Source organism: Janthinobacterium sp. 35 (genome assembly GCF_002754575.1).
Classification (GTDB): Bacteria; Pseudomonadota; Gammaproteobacteria; order Burkholderiales; family Burkholderiaceae_D; genus Janthinobacterium; species Janthinobacterium tructae.
The window spans coordinates 3,701,343-3,725,535 of record NZ_PEFN01000001.1 but is presented as its reverse complement, the minus strand read 5'-3'; the positions used below and the strand labels follow the sequence as shown (position 1 = coordinate 3,725,535).

The following is a 24,193-nucleotide window of genomic DNA, read 5'->3' as shown; positions in this document are numbered from 1 at the left end:
ACCCGCCGGGTCTGAGGTGTCCCGGTTTTAATGGAGAGTCACTCCCTCGCGGTGCGGGGGATTTTTAATCGATGCGTAATGCACCTCAACCTCGATTGGGGTGCGGTATTTCAAGCTTTGATGCAAGCGCATCCGATTGTAATACACCTCGATGTAATCGACGATAGCAGCCTTGGCCTCTTCGCGTGTGGCATACGTCGTATTGTGCGTGATTTCGTTTTTCAGCTGCGAGAAGAAGCTCTCGGCCACGGCGTTATCGTGGCAGTTACCACGCCGGCTCATGCTGGGCCGCAACTGATGTTCCTGCAGCACGCTGCGATAGGCCGCCGATCCGTACACACTGCCCTGATCGGTATGACAGATCAGATTGGCAGGCGGCTTGCGCTGCGCAATGGCCATCCTCAAGGCCGCGATGGGTAGCATGGCAGGCTGCGACGTATCCATCGACCATCCCACCACCCGGCGTGCAAACAGGTCGAGCACGATGGCCAGATGCAGCCATCCTTCACGCGTACGTATCGACGTGATATCGCCCACCCAGGCCGTATTGGGCGCGGCAACATTGAACTTCCGTTGCAACAAATCAGGCGCTGGAGGCTCGGTGTGTTGATGTGTCTGCATGACACGAAAGCGCTGCCGGCGCATCGACGTAATGCCATCGAGCTTGCGCAGGCGTGCCACGCGGTGCTTGCCGCAGATGATTCCCTGCGCATGCAACAGCCGCCAGGTCTTGACCGCGCCCGGCGCACAGCGATGTTCTGCATGGAGGCGCTTGATGTCCTCGCGCAGCGCCAGATCGACAGTGTCATGCAAGCTGGGCAACCGTTTCGCGGCCGCATAATAACTGCTGGGACTGACCTGCAGTACCCGGCACATCGCGGCGAGCCGAAACTCGGCTTGGTGCGCGGTAATGAAAGCGTACTTGTGCTTTAACGCCGCGTTAAGTACGCATCGAGCTTTTTTAAGATGGCGTTCTCCTCCAGCGAAGCCTGCAGTGCACGCTTTAAACGGACATTCTCTTTGGCCAGATCCGTGGTCGAGACAGGCGTTACCACTTTCGGCGCCGGCAGTTCGCCAGCTTGCTTGAGCGCGGCAGCCCACTTGTACAGCTGATTGCGGCGGATGCCCAGTTCCAGCGCCAAGGCGGCCGGGCTGCAGTCAGGTTCCTGCATGCGCTCTACAGCAGTGAGTTTGAACTGCCTGGAGAAAACGGTGCGTTCCCGCCGCACTTGCGTAGCGGGAACAGCGTCTGATACGGCAAGCGATGGCTTCTTGGTCATGATGGATTCCTTTGGATGTCACTATTTTCTCAAATTAGTGACCCTCCATCAAATCCGGGCTAGCTCAGTCTGACCCCACGCAAGCGAGCTACTTGCGCGCCGCTTCCAGGCGCGCCAGCAGCGGCGCATACATAGCCCGCGTATGGCTGCTCCAGCGGGCCATGGCGCTGTCGATGTCGAGCAGCAGGCGTTCCGACAACACCTTGTCGCCCTGCTGCAGCGCCCAGATCGCACACTCGGCGCGGCAGTCGAAGCTGTTGTAGCGCGTCAGCGCGTCGTCGAATTCCGCCTTCGCCTCCACCTGGCGCCCGCTTTGCGCCAGCGCGCGCGCCGTCAGCAGCGACACCATCTCGGGACGGAAATGCATATCCGTGCGGCGAATGAATTCCAGGTGCGTCAAGGCCTCGGCGCCACGCGCGCATTCCAGGTAGGCGCGTGCCGCGCCCAGGCGAATTTCCAGGTCCGATGAAAACGCTCCCCGCAAGCAGGCTTCATACGTCGATGCCGCTTCCTGCGCATCGCCCGCTTCGAGCAGCGCGCTGGCCAGGCGCATCTGGTTTTGCGCCGTCGGCGTGTACTCGAAGGCGGCCTTCGCCTCACGCAATTCCCGATTCGGATCGAGCACCTGCACGGCCACCGAAGCGACCTTGCGCGCGCCTTGCGGCAGGCGCGAATTGGGCAGGTAGATGGCGAAGAAATACACCACGCTGCCCAGCAGCGGGAACATGAATAAAATGAGCAGCCAGTACAGCTGCTGCCCGTTGCGCACCACGTGAATCGCAAAAAATACCGCGATCAGAATGTGGATGCCTATGCCAAAAATCGTCATGCTGCGACCTCGTTCGTTCGTGATGGGAGCGGCTGGCACCATGCCGCCGCTTTCCCTGCTCAGAATATTACACTGGCCGCGGCAAACGGCCACGCCAGGCACGCTGGCCTATTGCACCTTGGCCGACCAGCCGCCGCCCATGGCCCGGTACAGGTCCACCGAGGCGACGAGGATGCGCGTCTTCAGCTGCAGCAAGCCCACGTCGGCGCTGTACAGGGTACGCTGGGCGTCAAGTTCTTCCAGGTAGGATGCATAGCCATTGCGGTAGCGGTTGTGCGCGATGCGCAAGGTGTCCGCCGCCGTGGCGCGGCGCGCGTCGTTTTCCACGGCTTGCTGCTGCAGCCGGTAGATGGCGCCCAGGCTGTTCTCCGTTTCGGCGAAGGCATTGCGCACCACGTTTTCATACGTGTACACGAGCTGGTCGCGCTGCGCGCCGGCCGCATCCGTCTGCGCCTGCACGCGCCCGCCGTCGAACAGGGGGCCGGCCGCCAGCGCCGTCAGGCGCCACAGGGCCGTCGGCGCATGCAGGAAATCGGTGAGGGTCGTCGCTTGCCCGCCGCCGATGGCCGTCAGCTTGAACGAGGGCAGCAGCTGGTCGCGCGTGGCGGCCAGGCTGGCGTTGGCGGCCGCCAGATTGTGTTCCGCGCGCGCGATGTCGGGCCGCCGGCGCAGCAGTTCGGACGGCAGGCCGGCAGGCACGCCCGGCGCCGCCAGCTCGGCCAGCGGCAAGCCGCGCGCGATGGCACCAGGATTGCCGCCGACGAGGATCGCCAGTGCGTTTTCCTGTTCAAAGATCTGCCGCTGCAGCTGCGGCACCTGCTCGGCCGCCGCATGGTATTCCGATTGCGCCTGCAGCCATTCCAGCCGCGAACTGTAGCCCACCTCGAACTGCTTGCGCGCCAGCTCGCGCGACTGTGCGCGCAGCTGCAAGGTCGATTGCGTCAGCGCCAGCTGCGCGTCGAGTCCGCGCAGATTCAGGTAACTCGTCGCCACGCTGGCGGCGATCGACAGGGCCGCCGCATCGAGGCTGGCCTGTTCGGCGCGGTAACTCTCGCCGGCCGCGTCACTCAGATTGCCCAGCCGGCCCCACACGTCGATTTCATAGCTGGCCTGCAGTTCGGCCTGGAAGATATTCGTCACATACGGATTGCCGCTCGACGCCAGGGTGCGCGTGCGCGTCGGCGAGCCATCGAACGCCAGGTTCGGCGCGCGGTTCGCATCGGCCTGCGCCAGGCGGGCGCGGTATTCCTGCACGCGGGCGCGCGCCACGCGCAAGTCGCCATTGCGCGCCAGCGCTTCGCCAACCAGATCGCTCAGTACCGGGTCGCCGAAGGTTTGCCACCACAACTGCTCGACTTGGGCCTCGGTCGCCGCAGGCGCACCAGCCGCCTGCGCGCGCCAGCCGGACGGCAACTGTAATGCCGATGCGGGCTGCGGTGGCGCATTGGCGGCGCAGCCGGCCAGCGCCAGCACGCCGGCCATCAGCCATACGCGGCGCTTCATGGCTTGGCTTTCTTTGGCGCAGGCGGAGGCGCGGGATTGTCCGCCGAGTCATTCAGCACGGCGGACGTGTCGACGCTGACCACCACCGACATGCCCGGCACGAGCCGGCGCGCATTCGCCTGCCCCGCATCGATGCGGATGCGCACGGGAATGCGCTGGGCAATTTTGAGGTAGTTGCCCGTCGCGTTATCGGCCGGCAGCACGGAAAATTCGGAACCGGTGGCCGGCGAAATGCGCTCCACCTGGCCCGTCAGCACGGCGCCGTCGAGCGCGTCGACGTGGAAGGTGGCGCTCTGCCCTTCCTGCACGCCGTTCATCTGCGTTTCCTTGAAATTGGCGATCACCCACATCTGGCGCGGCACCAGCGCCATCAGCTGCGCGCCCGAATTCACGTACGCGCCCTGACGCACCGTCACCTGGCCCAGCTGGCCGTCGGATGGCGCCACGATGCGCGTGTTATCGAGGTCGATCTTCGCCGCCTTGACGGCCGCCTGCGCGTTCGCCACGGCCGCTTCCAAAGCCTGCTTGTTGACCACCACGCTATGCACGCTTTGCTGGGCGATGTCGAGATTGGCGCGCGCCTGCGCCAGCGCGGCTGCCATCTGCGCCTGCGTGGCGCGCGACTGATCGTGTTCGCGCTGCGACAGCGAACCGTCAGCCACCAGCTGCTCCACGCGATTCAAATCGGCGCTGGCCTTGCGCGCCTGCGCTTCCGCATTCGCCATCACGGCCTCGCTGACGGAAATGCCCGCCTGCGCGCTGGCCTTTTGCTGCGCCCAGTTCGACAGCGCCGCCTGCTGCGCCGCCAGCTGGGCCTGCGCCTGCTCGTAGCGCTGCTGGTAGATGCGGTCATCGATGCGCACCAGCAGCTGCCCTTCCTTCACATCCATGAAATCCTGCACCGTCACTTCCACCACGTAGCCGGACAGCTGCGTGCCGATGATGGTCACCTGACCGCGCACGGTGGCGTTTTCCGTCGTCACGATGGGACTGGTGAACGGTGGCAAACGCCACGCGTACAGCACGATCAGCACGCCCACCAGAGCCACGGCGGCAAAGGCCAGCGCGGACAGCCACTGGTGGCGCCGGTCCGGCTGCGCCATGGAAGGAGCGGCGGGTGCGGGTGCGGTGGGCGGTATTGGCGGTGTGCTGTTATTTTCTGTCATTGCTTGGTTCCGAATTGGTAATGGGGACGATGGCCATGGCCGTCTGCGCATCGCGCACGGGGCCGGCCAGGCGGCGTGCGCCGATGGTGATGCGGGTCCAGGACTGGCTGACCAGCATCCACAGCAAGGTGGCGATGGCGACGCCGGCGATCATCAGAAAGACGTCGTTGTAGGCCAGCACATTGGCTTCGCGCGTGGCGATGGCGCCCAGGCGCGCCACGCCCTGGGCGCTGCGCAAGGCGGGATCCGTCAGCACGCCGCCGTAGCTTGCGGCGCCCGACTGCACGCGCGCGGCCACCTGCGGGTCGAGCATGGTGAGATGCTCGACCAGGTAGCTGGAATGGTATTTTTCGCGCGCCGTCTGGATGGTGCCGACGATGGCCGAACCAAGCAGGCCGCCCAGGTTCTGCGTCATGGTAAACATCACGGAAAAACTCACCAGATTGCGCGGTTCGGCGATCACGGCGCCCATGCCGGCCACCATGGTGGGGCCGAGGAAATACGTGCCGCCAAAGGCCAGCAGGAACTGGCTGACATACATGTTGACGGGGCGCGTCTGGCTGGTGGCGTGCGCGTCGATGAGCGCCCCGGCAGCGATCAGCAGCAGCGCGAACATCAGCGAGCGGTTCAGCGTCTTCGGATTGATCGTCAGCGCGCTGACCACCAACCCTGCCACGCTGCCCAGGAGCACCACGATGAACAGGTGCTGCATCTGGTCCGTGTTCAGGCCCAGCGCCTGCAGGAAGCCGACGGCCCCCGTCGATTCGGACAGCACGATGCGAAACAGCAGCACCGATAAAAACAGCTTGGCGATCTTGCCCGTGGTGAGCCAGCGCGTATTGAGCAGCGGGCGCGCGCGGTTATGCTCGATGGCCAGCGAGGCGGCGATCAGCACGATGGAACACGCCAGGCACACACCCACCCACTCGGACTCCATCCACCACGCCGTACGCCCCTGCGCCAGCACGGCGCACAGCAGGGCCACGCCGGGCGCGAACAAAATAAAGGTGAGGAAGTCGAGCGGCTCGAACGTTTGCACGCGGTCGCCGGGTGGCAGTTTCAGGGCCAGCACGCAGCCCAGCGCCAGCAGCGCCAGTCCCAGTTCGAACAGGTACAGGCCATGCCATTCGCCGATCTGCAGCAGTTCGGAAGTGAAGATGCGCGCCAGGGGCAGCGCCAACTGGGCAAAGCCCAGGCCCAGCACCACGCCTTTGAGGCGGTGGCGCGCGGGAAACGCCTGCAGGGTGTAGTACAGCCCCAGCACGCCCAGCGCGCCGCCCACCATGCCATGCGCGGCGCGCACGGCGATCGCCGACGGCAAGGTATTCGCATACAAGTGGGCGAAGGTGACGAGCGCATACAGCACCAGGAACGCTTCCGTAAACAGGCGCAGGCCGAATTGCTGGCGGAACTTCACCAGCAGCAGATTCATGGAGACGATGGTCATCACGTAGGCGGCCGGCAGCCATTGCATCTGGTAGGCATAGGCGGCCAGCGAACCTTGCAGGTTCAGCAGATTGGCCGTCACCAGGCCGTTGCCCAGTCCCCCCGTCAGCGCGACGATCAGGCCGACGATGAAATACGCGACACGCTTGGGCGTCGAATGTTCGGGCATCGATGGCGACCCGGGCAAGGTCGGGCGTTCGCCCGGCCCCCAGGTGCGAGGTGTGTACTTGTCCATGCGGTAATCGCGATCCGGTTTGCTGAAGCCGTTCTTTGCTGGTGTTATAGAAATAGTTGCAAATGAACAGTTCTAGTCAGCAGCATATCACCGCAGAACGTTTTTATTGTTTACATTGTTGCATGGCGTTGCGCGTGCGGCGAAAACAGGGTAGGCAACGGGACCGGCAGGGGCCGGCCGATCCCGCCCCTGCGCGGATGCAGACACTTACACGCGCGGCGGGTCCGTTTCGCGCGCGAACGCCCGGTGCGCCGCCAGCGCCTTTTTAAAGGCCGCCACGGCTTTCACCACGTCGCCGGACGGCGCGACGATGACGGCGGGATCCGGCTTGCCGTCGGGCAGGGTCGCCGGCACGCCAGCCTTGTCCAGCAAGCCCTTGCCCGCGCCGATGGCCAGCAGCGGCTTGCAGTGGCGGTATTGCAGGCGCAGGAAGTCGAGCGCGTTGGCGTCCTCGCCCAGTTGCTGCACGGCGCCCTGACCGTCGGGCACGACGACGGCGTCGAACAGCACGGACGGTCCCGCTTCGAGCGAGATTTCCACATCGAGCGGCGCGCCGCCGCTGGTGTCGACTTTCCCCAGGAGGCTGCCCACCAGGCGCGGCACGGCGCCATCGGACAGCAACGCGGCATAGATATTGCGCACCTGCGCGCCATCGCTGCCCGGCCCCGCCAGGATGGCCACGCGGAGGGTATGGATGCCCGTCTTGCCGGGCCGGAAAAAGAGCGACAGCGCTGGCGACGGCGCATACGCGGGCAGCGGCTGCAGGGAGGCGCGCGGCATGGCCGGCGGCAGCGCCAGGCCCAAGGCATCGGCCAGGTCCTGCGCCAGGTCTTCGTCGACATTGCGCAGCATGGCGACGATGCGCTGGCGAATCGCCACCGTCTGCACCTTGCTCAGCTCAAAGCGGAACGCGTGCACAATGTGATCTTGCTCGACGGGCGTCTGGCTGATCCAGAACAGGCGCGCCTGACCATAATGCTCGGCGAATTTCTCGGGCTTGCCGCGCACCTTGTCGCCTTCGGCGGAGGCGGGAAAACTGTTGAAACCTTGCGCCCCCGCCTGGAACGGACAGCCGCCCGCCAGCGAATTGGGTTCGTACGCGACCCGGCCACGGTTGATGGCCTGGCGGTGGATGCCGTCGCGCTGGTTGTTGTGCAGTGGCGCCAGCGGCGCATTGATGGGGATTTCATGAAAATTGGCGCCGCCCAGGCGCGTGATCTGCGTGTCGACGTACGAGTGGATGCGCCCCTGCAGCAGCGGGTCGTTACTGAAATCGATGCCGGGCACGATGTGCGCCGTGCAAAAGGCCACCTGCTCCGTCTCGGCGAAAAAATTGTCAGGATTGCGGTTCAAGACCATTTTCCCGACGGGGACCAGCGGCACCAGTTCTTCGGGAATCAGTTTGGTGGGATCGAGCACGTCGAAGGGAAACGCTTCCGCCTGCGCTTCCGTGAAGATCTGGAAGGCCAGCTCGTACTCGGGATACTCACCGCACTCGATGGCTTCCCACAGGTCGCGCCGGTGGAAGTCGGAATCGGCGCCGCTGATCTTGACGGCTTCGTCCCACACGAGGGAATGCGTGCCGGCCATGGGCGACCAGTGGAATTTGCAGAACACGGACTGGCCCTTGGCATTCACGAGACGGAAGGTATGCACGCCGAAGCCCTGCATCATGCGATAACTGCGCGGGATGGCGCGGTCGGACATGGCCCACATCAGCATGTGCGTAATTTCCGGCGACAGCGAAGCGAAATCCCAGAAGGTGTCGTGCGCGCTGGCCGCCTGCGGCATGCCATGGTGCGGCTCGGGCTTGACGGCGTGGATCAGGTCAGGGAATTTCATCGCATCCTGGATGAAGAAGACGGGGATGTTATTGCCGACCAAATCCCAGTTGCCCTCGTCCGTATAAAACTTCACGGCGAAGCCGCGCACATCGCGCGCCGTATCGGTCGAACCGCGTTCACCGGCCACGGTGGAAAAGCGCACGAAGACGGGCGTGCGCTTGCCTGCCTTGGCGAACAGCGCCGCGCGCGTCAGCTTGCTTTGCTCCTTGTAGCATTCGAAGTAACCGTGGGCGGCCGAACCGCGCGCATGCACGACGCGCTCGGGGATGCGCTCATGGTCGAAATGCGTGAGCTTTTCACGCAAGATAAAATCTTCCATCAGGGTGGGACCGCGCAAGCCCGCCTTCAGCGAATTCTGGTTGTCGCCCACAGGCACGCCCTGGTTGGTCGTCAGCACGCAGCCGCTGTCGTCGCTGCGGGCGCCATCGAGGGAAGCGCTGCGCGCGTTCTCGCCCAGCGCGGGCTGGCCAGCGCCCGTCTTCGCAGAAGCTATCGTTTCGCCCGCAGTGCTGGCCGTGGCCAGCGCTTCGCCGGTGGCCACATGCACGCCTTCGACCGGCGTGCGCGCTGCCTCGCCGTACTGGCCGTCCTCCTTGGGATTGACGGCCATGGCGGCAGCCAGTTGCTGGCTGGCAGCGGTTTTTTGCAGCAGCGCGCGCGTCACATCATTGTCCGCACCCAGACTGTGCGGCGCAGTGCTGTCGGATGGGCCGGACATGCTGCTCAAGATGGAACCCGCACCGTCCGTGGACGGCGTTTTCTTGTTGCTAGCCATGACATCTCCTGTGAGTAGTTTGCCCCGGGAAGCAACGCTACAACTCGCTCATTGAGCGCACGAACAGGGCAATCAAAACAATGATGGGAATAGGTATGCCGATCAACCACAACAAAACGGAGCGCATCATCACGCTCCTTTACTGCCTGCTACTACCTTGTACCTTGTGCGCGTGGGCGCCGGCCCGCCCCGCCATGACGGCGAAGGGAACAGCGCCCACGACAAATACTTTCAGGAAGGCGTAAAACTTATTTACGCGAACCCAGCAATTTCGACAGGCCATAGCCGGCCGCGGCCGCAATCAGCAGCGACATGGCCGGGCGCTCGCGCACATAACCGCGTCCCGTCTCGCCAGCGCGCTGGCAGGCGGCACCCAATTGCTTGCCGCGCACCATCAGGGTTTCTGAAGCCTTGCTGACGGTATCGCTGACCTGGCCGATGCGGTCGCCCACCTGGTCCACGCCGTCATGGGCGCGCGTGGCCATCTTGTCGGCCAGGGGCTGGGCCTGGCTAGCCACCTTGTCGATGGTGCGGTGCAAGTCCTGGCGCGTGTCCTGGGTGGTGCCGTTCATATCGGAGCTGGTTTTTTCAATCGCGTTCATGGTGGTTTCCTTTAACAGTGAATAATTTCAACCATGCTCGATGCCGTGACCGAATCATGATTCTCCTCGCTTCAGGGAAAAAGAAGCGGCTAAACGCTGCCGGGCTGAGCCATATCAAATACAGGATCAGCAGCAAGCTGTTGGCACTACTTTAACCGCGCCCGCCGTGCGCCACCGTGCGCTGCCACACCTTGTGACCCAGACTTAAATGCCTGATGGAAATAACAATCTCCGCCGGCCTGGTGAGGCCAGCGGGGAATACAAACATGTATGGATATTTAACGGGATTTTCCGCATAATTGCGAGAGGCAATATCCATACATATAGACAGAATGTCCAAATCAAAAGCCATACAAGAAGAAAGCCAGGCCAGTGCGTGGATCACGCCATTCGTGCAGCACGGCGGCCCGCGCTACCTGCAGATCGCCGACATGCTCGAGCGCGCGCTGTCCGACGGCAGCCTGCGCCCTGGTGACCGCCTGCCGCCGCAGCGCCGCCTGGCCGCCCTGTTCCAGATCGACCTGACGACGGTGACGCGCGCCTACGACGAGGCCAAGCGCCGCAATCTGCTGGAAGGGCACGGCGCGCGCGGCACCTATGTGGCTGCGCCAAAAGTGGAATTGACGCAGATGCTGGACCTGAGCATGAACATCCCGCCGCCGCCCGCAGGCGTGGATTTCGACGACCTGCTGAAACAGGGCGTGGCACAGGTGCTGATGCGCACGGACAGCGATCTGTTGATGAGTTATCACCTGGGCGGCGGCGGCAAGGCCGACCGCGCGGCGGGCGCCGTCTGGCTCGCGCCCATGTTCGACCACGTCGAGGCCGAGCAGGTGGTAGCCTGCCCCGGCGCGCAGGCGGCGCTGGCAGCGCTGATACTGACCCTGAGCCGGCCCGGCGACAGCATATTGACGGAGCCAGCCGTGTATCCGGGCTTGCGCTCGGCAGCGGGACTGCTCAATCGCAAGACCATCGTCGTGGAAACGGACGCGGAGGGCATGCTGCCCGATGCGCTGGAAAAAGCCGGCCGCAAGCACCGTGCGCGCCTGGTCTACCTCAATCCCACGCTGCAAAACCCCACCGCACACACCATGCCGGCCGCGCGGCGCCTGGCCATCACGCAGGTGGCCATACGCTGCGGCATGCATATCATCGAGGACGACCCGTACTGGCTGCTGGCCTCCGACGCGCCGCCGCCGCTGGCCCATTACGCGCCGGGCAACGTGTCGTATATCGCCACACTGTCGAAATGCCTGGCGCCCGGCTTGCGCATGGCCTACGCGCTGGTTCCCGACGCGCAGCTGCGCGAACGCTTCGTGCAAGCCCTGCGCTCGTTTTCCCTGATGGCCACGCCGCTGACGACGGCGCTGGCGACGCAATGGATACACGACGGCTCCGCGCACGCACTGCTGGCCGGCGTGCGCAGCGAAGCAGATGCCCGGCAGGACGTCATCCGCACGATTCTGACGGGCACCAGCCACCCGCGCAGCGACGGCATCCACGTCTGGTTTTCACTGCCCAGCTACTGGACCTCGCGCGAACTGGCTGCCACCGCCCGCGCCCAGGGTGTGGCCGTGACGGCCTCGGACGCCTTCCACGCCAGCAAACCACCGAACGCCATCCGCATCTCCCTGGGCAGCATCCGCGACCGCGCACGCCTGGCCAGCGCATTAAAAAAACTGTCGCTGCTGCTGGCGCACAAGCCGGTGGTGCACCAGGAGTTCGTCATTTAGGCGGTAGATGCGCGCGTCGGCGCAGGCGGGCGGGGAACAAAGCTTCAGACGAAAAAAAACCACCGTTTGTGCGGTGGTTTTTTTCTACTGCGAATACTTGGTGCCGTTGGCCGGAATCGAACTGGCGACCTTCACATTACGAATGTGCTGCTCTACCAACTGAGCTACAACGGCGAAGACCCACATTCTACAAACAATGCACAAAATTTGCTAGTGTCAACGCGAACTTTTTTGCATTTTTTTCGCGGCCCGGCTGCGGGCCGCGGAAAATCGCGGGAAAGTGCGGCTTTTTACTCCGCGTGGTAGGCCGTGACGCGGGCCACTTCGTCTTTCGAGCCAAGGAACACGGGCACGCGCTGGTGCAGCTTGTGCGGGGCGATGTCCATGATGCGCTGCTGGCCGTCGGTGGCCGCGCCGCCGGCTTGCTCGACGATGAAGGCCATCGGGTTCGCTTCATACATCAGGCGCAGCTTGCCCGGCATCGAGGTGTCGCGCAGGTCGGCCGGGTACATGAAGATGCCGCCGCGGTTCAGGATGCGGTGCACGTCGGCTACCATCGAGGCGATCCAGCGCATATTGAAATTGGTGCCGCGCGGGCCCGTGTCGCCGGCCAGCAGTTCGTCGACATAGCGTTTCACGGGTGGATGCCAGTGGCGCGCGTTCGACATGTTGATGGCGAACTCCTTCGTCGTTGGCGGAATCTGCATATTGCTTTGCGTGAGGACCCACGAACCCATTTCCCGGTCCAGGGTAAAGCAGTTCACGCCATTGCCGAAGGTCAGCACCAGCATGGTTTGCGGACCGTACACGGCGTAGCCGGCGGCGACCTGCTTGGTGCCCGCCTGCATGAAGTCCTGCTCGGTCGGCTGCCCCATGCCTTCCGGCGCTTTCAGTACCGAAAAAATGGTGCCGATCGAGACGTTGACGTCGATGTTCGACGAGCCATCGAGTGGGTCGAACAGCAGCATGTATTCGCCCTTCGGATAGCGGTTCGGGATCGGGTGGATCGATTCCATCTCTTCCGACGCCATGGCCGCCAGATGGCCACCCCATTCGTTCGCTTCGAGCAGGATCTCGTTGGAGATGATGTCGAGTTTTTTCTGTACTTCGCCCTGCACGTTTTCCGTGTCGGCCGTGCCCAGCACTTCACCGAGCGCACCCTTGCCGACGGCGTGGCTGATGGTCTTGCAGGCACGCGCGACGACTTCGATCAGCAGGCGCAGTTCGGCCGGGATGCTGTTGTTCGAGCGCTGCTCTTCAACCAGGTATTGCGTAAGACTGATGCGTTTCATGAATTCCCTTTTGTTTTAATGATTAACCATTGCCCCAAAAAGAAAGGCCGGGGTCGGACGGGGACGCCTAGTCCCTGAGGGTCCGACCCCAGTCTCTGCCTGGGGGTGTAAATAATCTGCGCCTAGTTCGCCAATGCCTTGGAAACGACTTCCATCACGTCATTCGACAAGCTGGCCTGGCCGGCGACTTGTTCCAGCGCGTCGCGCATGTGGCTTTGCAGTGCGGGCACGTAACGGCGCCAGCGGTCCATCGAGCGCGCCAGGCGGGCGGCCACTTGCGGGTTCAGGGCGTCGAGCGCGATGACTTGCTCGGCCCAGAAAGCGTAGCCGCTGCCATCCGCCGCATGGAACTGCGATGGATTGCCGTTGGTGAAATTGAAGATCAGGCTGCGCGCGCGGTTCGGATTTTTCAAGGTGAAGGCCGGGTGCGTCATCAGTTGGCGCACGGCTTGCACATCGGTCGTTGGCGCGGCCGCCTGCATGGCGAACCACTTGTCGACCACCAGCGCTTCGTTCTCGAAATCGGCATAGAAGCTGGTCAGCGCCGCCTGCGCATGCGGCTGCGAGCCGGAATGAATCAGCGCGGCCAGCGCCGCGGCGCGGTCGGTCATGTTGCCGGCATTGTCGAACTGCAGCCGCGCCAGGTCCAGCTCCGCAGCCCCGGGCGCGATCAACAGATACGACAGGGCCAGGTTTTTCAACGCCCGCTTGCCGGCCGACAGGGCGTCAGGGCTGTACTCGCCCGGCGTCTGGTTGGCGTGGTACTGCGCCAGCAATTCGGGCTTCAAGGCTGCCGCGATGGTCGTGCGCATGAACTGGCGCGCCGCATGGATCGCCTGCGGATCGACTTGCGCCATGCGCTCGGCGATGATGGTTTCCGACGGCAGGATCAGGGCCAGCTCGCGGAAGGCAGGATCGAGCGTGTCATCGGCCAGCAAGGCGCGCTGCGCGGCGATAAAGGTCTCGTCCAGCACCAGGGGCTCGCCGGCGGCGACGGCGCCCGTGAGTTTCAGCAGACGCTCCATGGCCAGGCGCTGGCCCGCTTCCCAGCGGTTGACAGGATCGCTGTCGTGACGGAACAGGTGCAGCAGCTGCGCATCGGTATAGTCGTACTCCAGCACCACGGGCGCGGAAAAGTCGCGCAGCAGCGATGGCACGGGCACTTCCGCCACCTGGGTGAAGCAGAAGGTTTGCGACGCCTCGGTCAATTCCAGCACGACGCTGGTGGCGCCATGCGACGCCACGCCGTCCACGTGCAGCGGCAGGTCGCGGCCATCCGCGCCCAGCAAGCCGACGGTGACGGGAATGTGGAATGGCAGTTTTTTCGGCTGGCCCGGCGTAGCGGGGCAGCTTTGCGCCAGCGTCAGTTCAAACGTCTGGCTGGCAGCGTCATAGCGCGTGGATGCTTTCACGATAGGCGTGCCGGCCTGGCTGTACCAGCGCTCGAACTGGGTGAAATCGCGGCCATTCGCGTCCGCCATGGCGGCGCGGAAGTCGTCGCACTGCACCGCCTGGCCATCGTGACGCGCGAAGTACAGGTCCATGCCCTTGCGGAAACCGTCGCGGCCCACCAGGGTCTGATACATGCGCACCACTTCGGCGCCTTTTTCGTAGATGGTGACCGTATAAAAGTTATTGATCTCGACGAAGGAATCGGGACGCACGGGATGCGCCATCGGGCCCGCGTCTTCGGGAAATTGCGCCTGGCGCAAGGTGCGCACCTGGTCGATGCGCGTGACGGCGCGGCCCGTGTCCGTGCCGATCATGTCGGCCGAGAATTCCTGGTCGCGGAACACCGTCAAGCCTTCCTTCAGCGACAGCTGAAACCAGTCGCGGCACGTCACGCGGTTACCGGTCCAGTTGTGGAAGTACTCGTGGCCCACCACCGCCTCGATGCCGGCGTAATCGACGTCGGTCGCCACGCGCGAATTGGCCAGCACATACTTGGTATTGAAGATGTTCAAGCCCTTGTTTTCCATGGCGCCCATGTTGAAATCGCCCACGGCGACGATCATGAAGCGGTCCAGGTCCAGCTCCAGGCCGAAGCGCTCCTCGTCCCAGCGGATCGAGTTTTCCAGCGACTGCATGGCGTAGTCGGTTTTATCGAGGTTGCCCTCTTCCACCCACACCTGCAGCAGCACTTCGCGGCCGGACTTCAAGGTGTAGCGCTCTTCCTGGCACACCAGGCGCGCCGCCACCAGCGCGAACAGGTAGGATGGCTTCTTGAACGGGTCTTCCCACTTGGCGTAATGGCGGCCGTCACCGAGGTCGCCCTCTTCGATCAGGTTGCCGTTCGATAACAGCACCGGATACTTGTCCTTGTCGGCGCGCAGCATGACGGTGTACCTGGCCATCACGTCCGGGCGGTCCGGGAAGAAGGTGATGCGGCGGAAGCCTTCGGCTTCGCACTGCGTGAAGAAATTATGGTTCGACACATACAGGCCGGACAGCGAGGTGTTGTCCTGTGGCGCCAGTACGGTCTCGATCTCGAGCAGCACCTCGTCCGGCGCCTTGGGAATGGTCAGCATGCCGGCCGTCAGCTTGTACTGCGACGACTTCAATACCTTGCCATTCAGGCGCACCATCACCAGTTCGATGTGTTCGCCGTGCAATTCGATGCTGCGACTGGTACTGGCGGGGTTGTGGCGCATGAGGATCCGGCTCGCCACCACTGTGCGGGCGGGATCAAGATCGAAACCAAGTTCGACGCTGTCGACCAGGAAGCTGGGCGGCGTGTAATCTTTGCGGTAAATCGTCTGAGGGCTGTCTGTGCGCATAGGGAATGGGTGGGAGCGGAGGCAAAAGCCTATTTTACCAACACCAGCCCCCCGATAGTCGCGATTCGGCGCAGGAATGTTGGATTCCCTTACACGCCGACATACCAGGTAACATTCTGTAATAATGCATGGAAACAAATAGAACTATTCTTATAATACCAAGCGATGAATTGCGTCTACTAACAGGAGATCATGCAATGAAACGATATCTCACCATCATGATGGCCGCATTGACCGTGTTGCTGACCGGATGCGCCACCACCATACGCAGCGATGTGACCGTCTTCCACGAGTGGCCTGCGCAATTGCAGGACAAATCGTATGCGTTTGAAGCGCCAGCGGCGGAAAACGACACGCTGGAATACCGCAGCTACCAGAATCTGGTGCGCGCAGAACTGGCCAAGCACGGCTTCGGCGAAGCTTCCGGCCCTGCCGCAGCCAATTTGCGCGTGGCGATGCAGTTTTCCACCGTCGACTATCCTGAGCGCGTGCTGCAAGCCACCGATCCATTCTGGTATGGCCCCGGCTACTGGCCTGGCCGCTACGGCTATCGCTACGGCGCATGGCCAGGCTATGGCCGCTTTGGCTATAACCCTTACTGGTATGGTCCGATGGATGTCGAAGAAAGCGTGCGCCATAAATACGAACGCGAACTGCGCGTGACGATCAATGACCGCAGCGGCAAGAAACTGTATGACGTGACCGTGCAATCGACCAGCAACAAGCGCGCCACGTCGCAAGTGATGCCGGCCATGGTAGCGAGCGCTTTTGCCGACTTCCCCGGTCAGAGCGGCGTGCCCCGTAAAGTCGAAGTCAAGGTGGAATAATTACGTGGCAACACTAAAAAACCGGCTGGTGCAGCAATGCGCCAGCCGGTTTTTTTATGTCTGCGTTTTATGCCTATGAGTAATACGCCTCGGCGGCAAAGGTGAGCGCGCCGATCAGCGCCACGGCCAGCGCCAGCACGATCAGCAGGCGGCCGAATTTCGGCGCGCCGTCGTTTCCGCTGCCGCGGCTCATGGCACGATGATGGTCGAGCCAGTCGTCTTGCGCCCTTCCAGGTCCGTGTGCGCCTGGGCGATATGGGCCAGATTGTAGCGCTGGTTGATCTCGATTTTGACTTCGCCGCTGCTGACGACGCCGAACAGCGAGGCAGCCATCTCTTCCAGGTTCGCGCGGTTCGACGCATAGCTGAACAAGGCGGGGCGCGTGATGAAGAGCGAACCGCGCGACGCCAGTTCACTGAGGGTGAACGCCGGCACGGGGCCGGAAGCGTTGCCGAAGCTGACCATCATGCCCAGCGGCGCCAGGCAGTCGAGCGAGCCCGTAAACGTATCCTTGCCGATGGAATCGTAGACCACGGAGACGCCTTTGCCGCCCGTGATCTCGCGCACGCGCTCGACGAAGTTTTCCGTGTTGTAGTTGATGACGTGGGCCGCGCCGTGCGCCTTGGCCAGCGCCGCCTTTTCATCGGAGCCGGCCGTGCCGATCAGGTTCACGCCCAGCACCTTGGCCCACTGGCAGGCGATCAGGCCCACGCCGCCCGCGGCCGCGTGGAACAGGATGGTATCGCCCGCCTTCAGCGCCACCGTGCGGTGGAACAGGTATTGCACCGTCAAGCCTTGCAGCATCATGGCGGCGGCCGTGTCGAAAGCGATGCGCTCGGGCAGCGCCAGCAGCAGGGCCGCCGGCAAGTTGCGCTGCTGCGCATACGCGCCATTGATGCGCGCCGCGTAGGCCACGCGGTCGCCGACCTTGACTTCCGTGACGCCCTCGCCCACCGCCTCGACGATACCCGCGCCCTCGACGCCGAGGCCATTGGGCAGCGGCTGCGGATACAGGCCCGTGCGGAAATACACGTCGATGAAATTGAGGCCGATGGCCTCGTGTTTCACGCGCGCCTCGCCGGGACCGGGCGGCGGCAGTTCCACATCCACGTATTCCATCACTTCCGGGCCGCCCACGCGCTGTACGCGGATGGCCTTGGTGGTAATCGTTGCGCTCATGCTCATCTCCTTGTCTGGGTGAATCAGGCGGCAGCAACGGCCAGCGCCTGCAGCTGCGACAGCACCAGGTGCGCCGACGACAGATTCGTCGCGCACGCCACGTTGTGCACGTCGCAGGCGCGCACCAGGGCATTGATGTCGGGCTCGTGCGGCTGCGGCGTCATCGGGTCGCGCAGGAAGATCACGCAATCGATCATGCCTTCTACCAGCAGCGAGCCGATCTGCAAGTCGCCGCCGAAGGGGCCGGAATGCTTGCGCTCCACTTGCAAGCCCAGCTCGTTGATCAGGCGGCCACCCGTGGTACCCGTGGCCGACAGGTCGCAACCCTTCAAAAAGTCCAGGTATTCGCCCGCCAGGGTAATCATGTCATCTTTTTTCTTGTCGTGGGCAATCAGGGCGATGCGTGTTTTCATGTTGAGAGCATTTTCAGTGGGTGGGGGAATTATTTCTTTTTCGACAGCAAGTAAATCCCGGCCAATACCAGGCTGGTGCCAGCCAGTTGCCAGTTGGTGATCGGTTCATCGAGAATCATGGCGCCCAGGAACAGGGTCGACACGGGGCCGATCATGCCCGCCTGTGAGGCGACGGGCGCGCCGATGCGTTCGACGGCGATCATCGTCATGAAGACGGGCATCACCGTGCAAAAGATACCATTGAGCAAGGACAAACCATACACGGGCATGGGCTGGATCAGCAACTCGACGGGGCGCAAGATGAAGAATTGGGCGATGCAGGCAAAGCTGGCCACGCACATCGCGTAGCTGACCAGGCGCATGGAGCCGATGCGTTTCACCAGCTCACCGGAACCGAGCAGATACACGGCATACGAACAGGCCGAGCCCAGCACCAGGGTCGACCCCAGCGCCACATTGCTGGCGCCGCCCTGCAAGTCGTGCACGAACACCAGCACGATGCCGCAATACGAGGTGAGCAAGGCCAGCCACTGCAAGCGGCTGATGCTCTGTTTGAAGTACACGGTGGTAATCAGCAGCACGAAGGTGGGCGTGAGAAACAGGATCAGCCGCTCCAGGCCCACGGAAATATATTGCAATCCCAGGAAGTCCAGATAGCTGGACAGGTAGTAGCCGACGAGGCCCAGCCCGACCAGGCGCCAGCGGTCGCTGTTTGATAACGGCGGCTGCGTACGCATCTTCCACCAGGCGATGACGGCGAACACGGGCAGAGAGAAAATCATCCTGAAGGCGATCAGGGTGACGGCGTCGATCTGGTAGCGGTACAGCAGCTTGGCGACGATGGCCTTGGTGGAAAACAGCACCGCCCCGCCCACGGCGATGGCCAGGCCACCGAGGTAGACGGAACGGGGAAGCGAAGATGGGGATGCTTGCGGGGAACTGGAGCTCATGCCCAGATTGTAATGGCAAAAGCGAAAGCAAGCTGATAACCCCAACGGCAAATACCGGGGTCGGACCCTGAGGGTCCGACCCCAGCCCTTGCATTTTGGGTTAGGAAATAACCACCGCCGCCGCCCCTGCATTGACCGTCGCCGTCGTCACCCGCGCAATCACGCTGCTTGGCGCCGCCGTGCCGATCAGTTTATTCACCTGCTTGAACTGCGCCACCAGCTTGCCAGGCGTCAAGGTCACCACCGTATAACCCTGCGCATCCGTATTCAGATGCTTGATCCACGGATTGTTGCCCAGGCCGGACAATTGCTGCGCCAGGCCCAGCAAGGTCGTGCTGAAGTCGGTGCTTGCTTTCAAGCCCGCCTGCACGGCCGCTACCGTCGCGTCGAGCTGCGCTTCCGGCACGCCCTTGGCGGCCAGCGCGCCGCGCAGCTGCACGCGCAGTTGCTCCAGCAGGCTGTCGACGGTGGGCGCGACCTTGCCCATGGTGTAGTCGAGCAGGTTGACGTCGAGATTGACCGTGCCCAGGCCCGTGACGGGAATGGCCAGCGGGTAGCTGACGAGAGTGCCGATGTCGCCCATCGTGCCGGCGGCCGACTTCAGGTAGCTGAAGAAGGAATCCGAGCTGACGCCGGCCGACACCAGGTCGACCATCACGGGCGTGCCACCACCGGCGGCGTCGAAATCATCGCTGACGGTGCCGGCAAAGAAGGAGTGGATATCGCCGGTCAGCGCCACCACGTTGCCGATGGCATTGTTTTTCAGGTGTGCCATCAGATGCTTGCGCTCGCTGTTGTAGCCATCCCACTGGTCGCAATTGAGCAGGAAACGCGTGAAGAACGGCGCCAGCGCCGCTTGTTGACCGGAAGCGGCGACAAAGCTCGAGGCGGCGCCCTTGGCCTGCACGTCGGGCTTGATCCAGCCGAAGGCGATCACTTGCGCGGCGGCGGCCGGCGAGCCGCTGTTGTAGGCGGCCACCGTGATGCCGGCCTGGGCCGCGCTCAAGCCGGCGCCCACGGCGGCGGCGCCCTGCGCGCTGGCGTTCGCTGCCGCACCGGCAATCGCCATGGCCGCAGCCTGCGCCACGCCAGACGATGCGCCTGCCGTCGAGGCGGCCACGATGGCCGAGGCCAGCGGCACGCTGCCGCCCACCAGTGGCAGGGTGCTGGCAATGGCCTTGCCCACGTTAGCCATGGCGCTCAAGGCCAGCAAGGTGGCAATCGCATCCGTGCCATTCAGGCCCATGCGCAGCAAGGACACTTCATTGCCCCACAGCTTCCAGGTCGACGTGGCCGCCTTCATCTTGCTTTTCCACCAGTCACGCTGGGTCGGGCCCAGCATGCCGACGGCGGCCAGCGGATCGGCGCCGGCCTTGGTGGCGGCCGCCATCTTCTGCCCTTCCACGCTGTCGAACAGCGCTTGCGGCACCAGGTAGCGGCTGCCGATGCTGCCCAGCGGCTTGCCCGTGGCCGGGTTGATGGTCGATTCGGCAATCGCGTGGTCGGCGCGGTACAGGCGCTCGTCCGTCATCACCAGCTGCATCAGTTTGCCGAACTGGAAATCGCGGTAAATCTGGATATTCTGGAACGTCGTCGCGGCGGCATCGAAGGTGACGTCGGCCGGCATGTATTCGAACCAGGCCTGGTTGGCGCTGCGGCGGCGCGCCGGCTGGTGCAAATCGCTGCCGTCGGCGGCCACGATGCCTTCATAGGTAGAAGCGTCCTGCCAGGCGTCGTCCGTGAATTCGTGGTCGTCCCAGATGGCGATGAAGGCGAAGCGCTCGTGCACGGCTTGCAGGCGCGTATCGGTGCGGTATTTCTTGTACAGGTAGCGGTAGTCGGCCACCGTGGTGGCGTACTTGGCGCCCGCGCTGCCGCTCTTGAACGTGCCATCGGGCAATTTCAGCTGGTCGTGGCGGCTTTCCACGGCGCCGCTCTGGAAGGCCTCGCCCACCGTTTCATAGATGTAATCACCCAGGTGGACGATGAAATCCAGGCTTTCATTGGCGGCGATGTGCGACAGCGCGCCCCAGTGGTTGATGCTCCAGTCCTGGCACGTCAGGTAGGCGAACTGCAGCTGCGCTACGTCGGCCGTGGCGGCAGGCGCCGTCTTGAAGCGGCCCACGTTCGAGCGCACGTCGCCGGCGATGAACTGGTAAAAATACACCTGGCCCGGCTGCAAGCCCGTCACCTTGTGGCGCAAAGTGTTGTCGAAATCGGCTTTCAGCGGCAACTTGGCGTCGACGATGGGCGTGCCGGCCAGGGCCGTGTTGCCGCCCAGGGCGGCCGTATTATCGGTGGCGCTGACGATCAGGCGCACGGCCACGTCGGACTTGCCGGCCACGGCGGGCGCGACGGCGTCGAAACTGGCGGGCACGACGCGCGTCCACAGCATGGCGCTGTCGGCGCGCGGATCGCCCGAGGCCACGCTTTGCGGGAATTTCCAGTCGCTGCCCGAGGCCAGCGGCACGCCAGGATCGCTGTAATCGGTGCTGCCGCAGGCGGCGAGGCCGACGGTGGCCACCGACACGGTAATAAAGCCACCCAATTTCAGAAATTGCCGCCTGTCCATTTGACTTGCCATGATGTCGCGCCCTCGATATGGTGAAAGCGCGTCACTTTAGCAACAGATTGTGTCATCCTGATGACGGGGCCATGCCGCTTGGCCGGGGGCCGATATGCTAAAATGTCGGCCACAATTGAACACCTAGTCTAAGGAAGATTCGACATGGCAGGACATAGCAAATGGGCCAATATCAAGCATAAAAAGGCTGCCACCGATGCCAAGCGCGGCAAAATCTGGACGCGCCTGATCAAGGAAATCACGGTCGCGGCCCGCATGGGCGGTGCCGACGCCATCACCAATCCGCGCCTGCGCCTGGCGGTCGACAAGGCGGCTGACGCGAACATGCCGAAAGACAACGTCCAGCGCGCGATCAACCGCGGCAGCGGCGGTGTCGATGGCGCCAACTATGAAGAAGTGCGCTACGAAGGCTACGGCGTGGGCGGCGCGGCCGTCATCGTCGAATGCATGACCGACAACAAGGTGCGCACGGTAGCCGAAGTGCGTAACGCCTTCAACAAGAATGGCGGCAACATGGGCAACGAAGGCTCCGTCGCCTTCATGTTCCAGCATTGCGGCCAATTGCTGTTCGCGCCGGGCACCGACGAAGACAAGCTGATGGAAGCGGCCCTGGAAGCGGGCGCCGACGACGTCATCGCCGATGAAGAAGGCGGCTTCGAAGTGCTCACTCCCGTGCACGATTTCGCCACCGTCAAGGAAGCGCTGGAAGCGGCCGGTTTCAAGGCCGAAGTGGCCGAAGTCATCATGAAGCCGGCGACGGAAACCGTCTACGCGGGCGACGACGCCATCAAGATGCAAAAGCTGATCGATGCGCTGGAGCTGCTGGACGATGTCCAGGAAGTGTTTACCAACGCCCTCATCGAGAATTAATCACTCTGCACACAAGGGCGGCACCGCCGCCCTGCAACCCACCTTGAACGAACGGTCCCTATGAAAATTCTGGTAGTCGGCTCTGGCGGCCGCGAACACGCCCTGGCCTGGAAACTGGCCCAGTCCGAACGCATACAGATGGTGTATGTCGCGCCGGGCAACGGCGGCACCGCGCGCGACGCGCGCCTGGTCAATCTCGACATCAGCGACCCGCAATTGCTGGCCGACTTCGTTCAGCAGGAACACATCAGCCTCACCGTCGTCGGCCCGGAAGTGCCACTGGCGGCAGGCATCGTCAACCTGTTCCGCTCGCGCGGCCTGAAAATCTTCGGCCCGACGAAAGAAGCGGCGCAGCTGGAATCGTCGAAAGACTTCGCCAAGGCCTTCATGCAGCGCCACGGCATCCCGACGGCCGCCTATCAGACGTTTTCCGACGTCGCCCCCGCGCATGCCTACATCGACGCCATGGGTGCGCCGATTGTCATCAAGGCCGACGGCCTGGCCGCCGGCAAGGGCGTCGTCGTTGCCATGACCCTGGAAGAAGCGCATCAGGCGGTCGACATGATGCTGTCCGATAACCAGTTCGGCGACGCCGGCGCGCGCATCGTCATCGAGGAATTCCTCGCCGGCGAAGAAGCGAGCTTCATCGTCATGTGCGACGGCAAAAACATCCTGCCGCTGGCCACCAGCCAGGACCATAAACGCCTGAAGGATCACGACCAGGGCCCGAACACGGGCGGCATGGGCGCGTACTCGCCGGCACCCATCGTCACGCCGGCCATGCATGCGCGCGTCATGCGCGAAATCATCGTACCGACCATCCAGGGCATGGCCAAGGATGGCATCACGTTCACGGGCTTCCTGTACGCCGGCCTGATGATCGACGACAAGGGCACGCCGAAGACGCTGGAATTCAACTGCCGCATGGGCGACCCGGAAACGCAACCGATCATGGCGCGCCTGAAGACCGACCTGGTCACCGTCATGGAGCACGCCGTCAACGGCACGCTCGACGCGGTGGAACTGGAATGGGACCGCCGCACGGCTGTCGGCGTCGTCATGGCCGCCGCCGGCTATCCGGACGATCCCGTCAAGGGTACGCCGATTGGCGACATCCCGGCCGAAACCGTCGACTCCGTCACCTTCCATGCGGGCACCCGCATCGAGGGCGAGCGCCTGGTCACCAACGGCGGGCGCGTGTTGTGCGTGGTCGGTCTGGGCGACAGCATCAAGATGGCGCAAAAGCAGGCGTATGAAACCGTGGAAAAAATCCATTTCGACGGCGCACAGTACCGCCGCGACATCGGCTGGCGCGGTTTGAAGCATTGATCACCCCATAGTGATCACACGGCGGGCCGGCGCGGAATCATCCGCCCCGGCCCGTTTTCATTTTGATTGTCATTGCCCATCCCTCTCCTTGACCACTGCTGCCGGCCTTGCCGCACCTGATAAGGACGCCCCGCTGAGTCCCCTGATCTGGCTGATCCTCACTTCCTTGCTCGCTGCCGGCCTGGCCTGGTACTGGTTCAGCAGGTATGCCTGGTCGGAAAGAACCCTTGGCTGCCAGGCCACCGTCACCGCGGACGGCAAGCTGCTGCAATTCGCATGGACCACTACGCGCGTGGAGGGCCGCCGCAAAAGCCGCCTGGCGTATGACCACGCGCATCCGGGTATCGTGCAAACGCGTTTTGGCCACCTCGCCTGGTATGGAGGCTTTGCGCAGCAGGGCCAGCCCATCGGGCGCGAGGCGGTGAAATGGCAAGAACTGGCCAGTAATCCCGCAGTTCAGGACAGAACTGGATCAGGCACAGATTCAATAGTGCGCTAGGGAAACGAGATTGCATTGTAAAGTTTATCATCTTAATTCCTGATCAACCCACTCCCGATG

19 protein-coding genes and 1 tRNA gene are annotated in these 24,193 nt (G+C 63.4%); 5 read left to right on the top strand and 15 right to left on the bottom strand.

Annotation, left to right across the window (positions count from 1 at the left end; genetic code table 11):
* Window positions 1-27: 27 nt before the first annotated feature.
* From CLU93_RS16580 to CLU93_RS16545, 8 genes are all read right to left on the bottom strand, one after another.
* Complete coding sequence (locus CLU93_RS16580; RefSeq protein WP_243420400.1) at window positions 28-912, bottom strand: IS3 family transposase; 885 nt, start codon at window positions 910-912, stop codon at window positions 28-30.
* A gap of 17 nt (window positions 913-929) precedes the next feature.
* The gene (locus CLU93_RS16575; protein WP_099762344.1) at window positions 930-1,280 is read right to left on the bottom strand and encodes a transposase; all 351 of its coding nucleotides are present in this window, start codon (window positions 1,278-1,280) and stop codon (window positions 930-932) included.
* Window positions 1,281-1,368: 88 nt separating this feature from the next.
* Window positions 1,369-2,109, bottom strand: a complete 741-nt coding sequence (locus CLU93_RS16570; protein ID WP_165829529.1) for a tetratricopeptide repeat protein — start codon at window positions 2,107-2,109, stop codon at window positions 1,369-1,371.
* A gap of 108 nt (window positions 2,110-2,217) precedes the next feature.
* On the bottom strand, window positions 2,218-3,612 hold the full coding sequence (locus tag CLU93_RS16565) for an efflux transporter outer membrane subunit (protein WP_099762342.1): 1,395 nt from the start codon (window positions 3,610-3,612) through the stop codon (window positions 2,218-2,220).
* Window positions 3,609-4,778: an HlyD family secretion protein gene (locus CLU93_RS16560; RefSeq protein ID WP_257224990.1), complete on the bottom strand. Its 1,170-nt coding sequence runs from the start codon at window positions 4,776-4,778 to the stop codon at window positions 3,609-3,611. Before CLU93_RS16560 ends, CLU93_RS16565 begins: the two co-directional genes overlap by 4 nt.
* Window positions 4,765-6,459 carry an MFS transporter gene (locus CLU93_RS16555; protein ID WP_180287869.1) on the bottom strand — a complete coding sequence of 565 codons (1,695 nt, stop codon included), beginning with the start codon at window positions 6,457-6,459 and terminating at the stop codon, window positions 4,765-4,767. Before CLU93_RS16555 ends, CLU93_RS16560 begins: the two co-directional genes overlap by 14 nt.
* Window positions 6,460-6,666: 207 nt before the next feature.
* Complete coding sequence (locus tag CLU93_RS16550; protein ID WP_099762340.1) at window positions 6,667-9,078, bottom strand: catalase; 2,412 nt, start codon at window positions 9,076-9,078, stop codon at window positions 6,667-6,669.
* A 248-nt stretch (window positions 9,079-9,326) separates the two neighbouring features.
* Window positions 9,327-9,680 (bottom strand): YtxH domain-containing protein, encoded by a 354-nt coding sequence (locus CLU93_RS16545; RefSeq protein ID WP_099762339.1) that lies wholly within the window; start codon window positions 9,678-9,680, stop codon window positions 9,327-9,329.
* 332 nt (window positions 9,681-10,012) lie between these two features.
* Between CLU93_RS16545 and CLU93_RS16540 the strand changes: the two genes are divergently transcribed.
* Entirely contained in the window at window positions 10,013-11,413 is a 1,401-nt protein-coding gene (locus CLU93_RS16540; protein WP_099762338.1) for an aminotransferase-like domain-containing protein, read from the top strand.
* Window positions 11,414-11,511: 98 nt separating this feature from the next.
* Here the strand turns inward: CLU93_RS16540 and CLU93_RS16535 are convergent.
* From CLU93_RS16535 to pepN, 3 genes are all read right to left on the bottom strand, one after another.
* Window positions 11,512-11,587: transfer RNA gene (locus CLU93_RS16535), tRNA-Thr, on the bottom strand.
* Between the two features lie 116 nt (window positions 11,588-11,703).
* Window positions 11,704-12,705, bottom strand: coding sequence for a class 1 fructose-bisphosphatase (locus CLU93_RS16530; RefSeq protein ID WP_010401051.1), 1,002 nt, complete (start codon window positions 12,703-12,705; stop codon window positions 11,704-11,706).
* 122 nt (window positions 12,706-12,827) lie between these two features.
* Window positions 12,828-15,482, bottom strand: a complete 2,655-nt coding sequence (gene pepN, locus CLU93_RS16525) for an aminopeptidase N (RefSeq protein ID WP_099762337.1) — start codon at window positions 15,480-15,482, stop codon at window positions 12,828-12,830.
* Window positions 15,483-15,679: 197 nt separating this feature from the next.
* Here pepN and CLU93_RS16520 point away from each other — a divergent pair, with 197 nt between their 5' ends.
* Entirely contained in the window at window positions 15,680-16,309 is a 630-nt protein-coding gene (locus tag CLU93_RS16520; protein WP_099762336.1) for a DUF4136 domain-containing protein, read from the top strand.
* A gap of 189 nt (window positions 16,310-16,498) precedes the next feature.
* On the opposite strand, the gene CLU93_RS16515 is transcribed toward CLU93_RS16520, so the two are convergent.
* The 4 genes from CLU93_RS16515 to CLU93_RS16500 all read right to left on the bottom strand — a co-directional run bounded on the left by CLU93_RS16515 (window position 16,499) and on the right by CLU93_RS16500 (window position 21,435).
* Window positions 16,499-17,488, bottom strand: coding sequence for a quinone oxidoreductase family protein (locus CLU93_RS16515; RefSeq protein WP_099762335.1), 990 nt, complete (start codon window positions 17,486-17,488; stop codon window positions 16,499-16,501).
* Window positions 17,489-17,511: 23 nt separating this feature from the next.
* The gene (locus CLU93_RS16510) at window positions 17,512-17,901 is read right to left on the bottom strand and encodes a methylglyoxal synthase (RefSeq protein WP_099762334.1); all 390 of its coding nucleotides are present in this window, start codon (window positions 17,899-17,901) and stop codon (window positions 17,512-17,514) included.
* 29 nt (window positions 17,902-17,930) lie between these two features.
* Window positions 17,931-18,851, bottom strand: coding sequence for a DMT family transporter (locus CLU93_RS16505; RefSeq protein ID WP_099762333.1), 921 nt, complete (start codon window positions 18,849-18,851; stop codon window positions 17,931-17,933).
* Between the two features lie 100 nt (window positions 18,852-18,951).
* Window positions 18,952-21,435 (bottom strand): alkaline phosphatase D family protein, encoded by a 2,484-nt coding sequence (locus CLU93_RS16500; protein ID WP_257224989.1) that lies wholly within the window; start codon window positions 21,433-21,435, stop codon window positions 18,952-18,954.
* Window positions 21,436-21,579: 144 nt separating this feature from the next.
* On the opposite strand from CLU93_RS16500, the gene CLU93_RS16495 reads away from it, so the two are divergent.
* From CLU93_RS16495 to CLU93_RS16485, 3 genes are all read left to right on the top strand, one after another.
* Window positions 21,580-22,305, top strand: coding sequence for a YebC/PmpR family DNA-binding transcriptional regulator (locus CLU93_RS16495; protein ID WP_010401062.1), 726 nt, complete (start codon window positions 21,580-21,582; stop codon window positions 22,303-22,305).
* A 60-nt stretch (window positions 22,306-22,365) separates the two neighbouring features.
* Window positions 22,366-23,634 carry a phosphoribosylamine--glycine ligase gene (gene purD / locus CLU93_RS16490; protein WP_099762331.1) on the top strand — a complete coding sequence of 423 codons (1,269 nt, stop codon included), beginning with the start codon at window positions 22,366-22,368 and terminating at the stop codon, window positions 23,632-23,634.
* Between the two features lie 88 nt (window positions 23,635-23,722).
* Window positions 23,723-24,133: a hypothetical protein gene (locus CLU93_RS16485; protein WP_099762330.1), complete on the top strand. Its 411-nt coding sequence runs from the start codon at window positions 23,723-23,725 to the stop codon at window positions 24,131-24,133.
* The last annotated feature ends 60 nt before the right edge of the window (window positions 24,134-24,193 follow it).

Coding starts and splice junctions, on each gene's coding strand:
- CLU93_RS16575 (WP_099762344.1), bottom strand. CDS start 1,280: ATGACCAAGAAGCCATCGCTTGCCGTATCAGACGCTGTTCCCGCTACG.
- CLU93_RS16570 (WP_165829529.1), bottom strand. CDS start 2,109: ATGACGATTTTTGGCATAGGCATCCACATTCTGATCGCGGTATTTTTT.
- CLU93_RS16565 (WP_099762342.1), bottom strand. CDS start 3,612: ATGAAGCGCCGCGTATGGCTGATGGCCGGCGTGCTGGCGCTGGCCGGC.
- CLU93_RS16560 (WP_257224990.1), bottom strand. CDS start 4,778: ATGACAGAAAATAACAGCACACCGCCAATACCGCCCACCGCACCCGCA.
- CLU93_RS16555 (WP_180287869.1), bottom strand. CDS start 6,459: ATGGACAAGTACACACCTCGCACCTGGGGGCCGGGCGAACGCCCGACC.
- CLU93_RS16550 (WP_099762340.1), bottom strand. CDS start 9,078: ATGGCTAGCAACAAGAAAACGCCGTCCACGGACGGTGCGGGTTCCATC.
- CLU93_RS16545 (WP_099762339.1), bottom strand. CDS start 9,680: ATGAACGCGATTGAAAAAACCAGCTCCGATATGAACGGCACCACCCAG.
- CLU93_RS16540 (WP_099762338.1), top strand. CDS start 10,013: ATGTCCAAATCAAAAGCCATACAAGAAGAAAGCCAGGCCAGTGCGTGG.
- CLU93_RS16530 (WP_010401051.1), bottom strand. CDS start 12,705: ATGAAACGCATCAGTCTTACGCAATACCTGGTTGAAGAGCAGCGCTCG.
- pepN (WP_099762337.1), bottom strand. CDS start 15,482: ATGCGCACAGACAGCCCTCAGACGATTTACCGCAAAGATTACACGCCG.
- CLU93_RS16520 (WP_099762336.1), top strand. CDS start 15,680: ATGAAACGATATCTCACCATCATGATGGCCGCATTGACCGTGTTGCTG.
- CLU93_RS16515 (WP_099762335.1), bottom strand. CDS start 17,488: ATGAGCGCAACGATTACCACCAAGGCCATCCGCGTACAGCGCGTGGGC.
- CLU93_RS16510 (WP_099762334.1), bottom strand. CDS start 17,901: ATGAAAACACGCATCGCCCTGATTGCCCACGACAAGAAAAAAGATGAC.
- CLU93_RS16505 (WP_099762333.1), bottom strand. CDS start 18,851: ATGAGCTCCAGTTCCCCGCAAGCATCCCCATCTTCGCTTCCCCGTTCC.
- CLU93_RS16500 (WP_257224989.1), bottom strand. CDS start 21,435: ATGGCAAGTCAAATGGACAGGCGGCAATTTCTGAAATTGGGTGGCTTT.
- CLU93_RS16495 (WP_010401062.1), top strand. CDS start 21,580: ATGGCAGGACATAGCAAATGGGCCAATATCAAGCATAAAAAGGCTGCC.
- purD (WP_099762331.1), top strand. CDS start 22,366: ATGAAAATTCTGGTAGTCGGCTCTGGCGGCCGCGAACACGCCCTGGCC.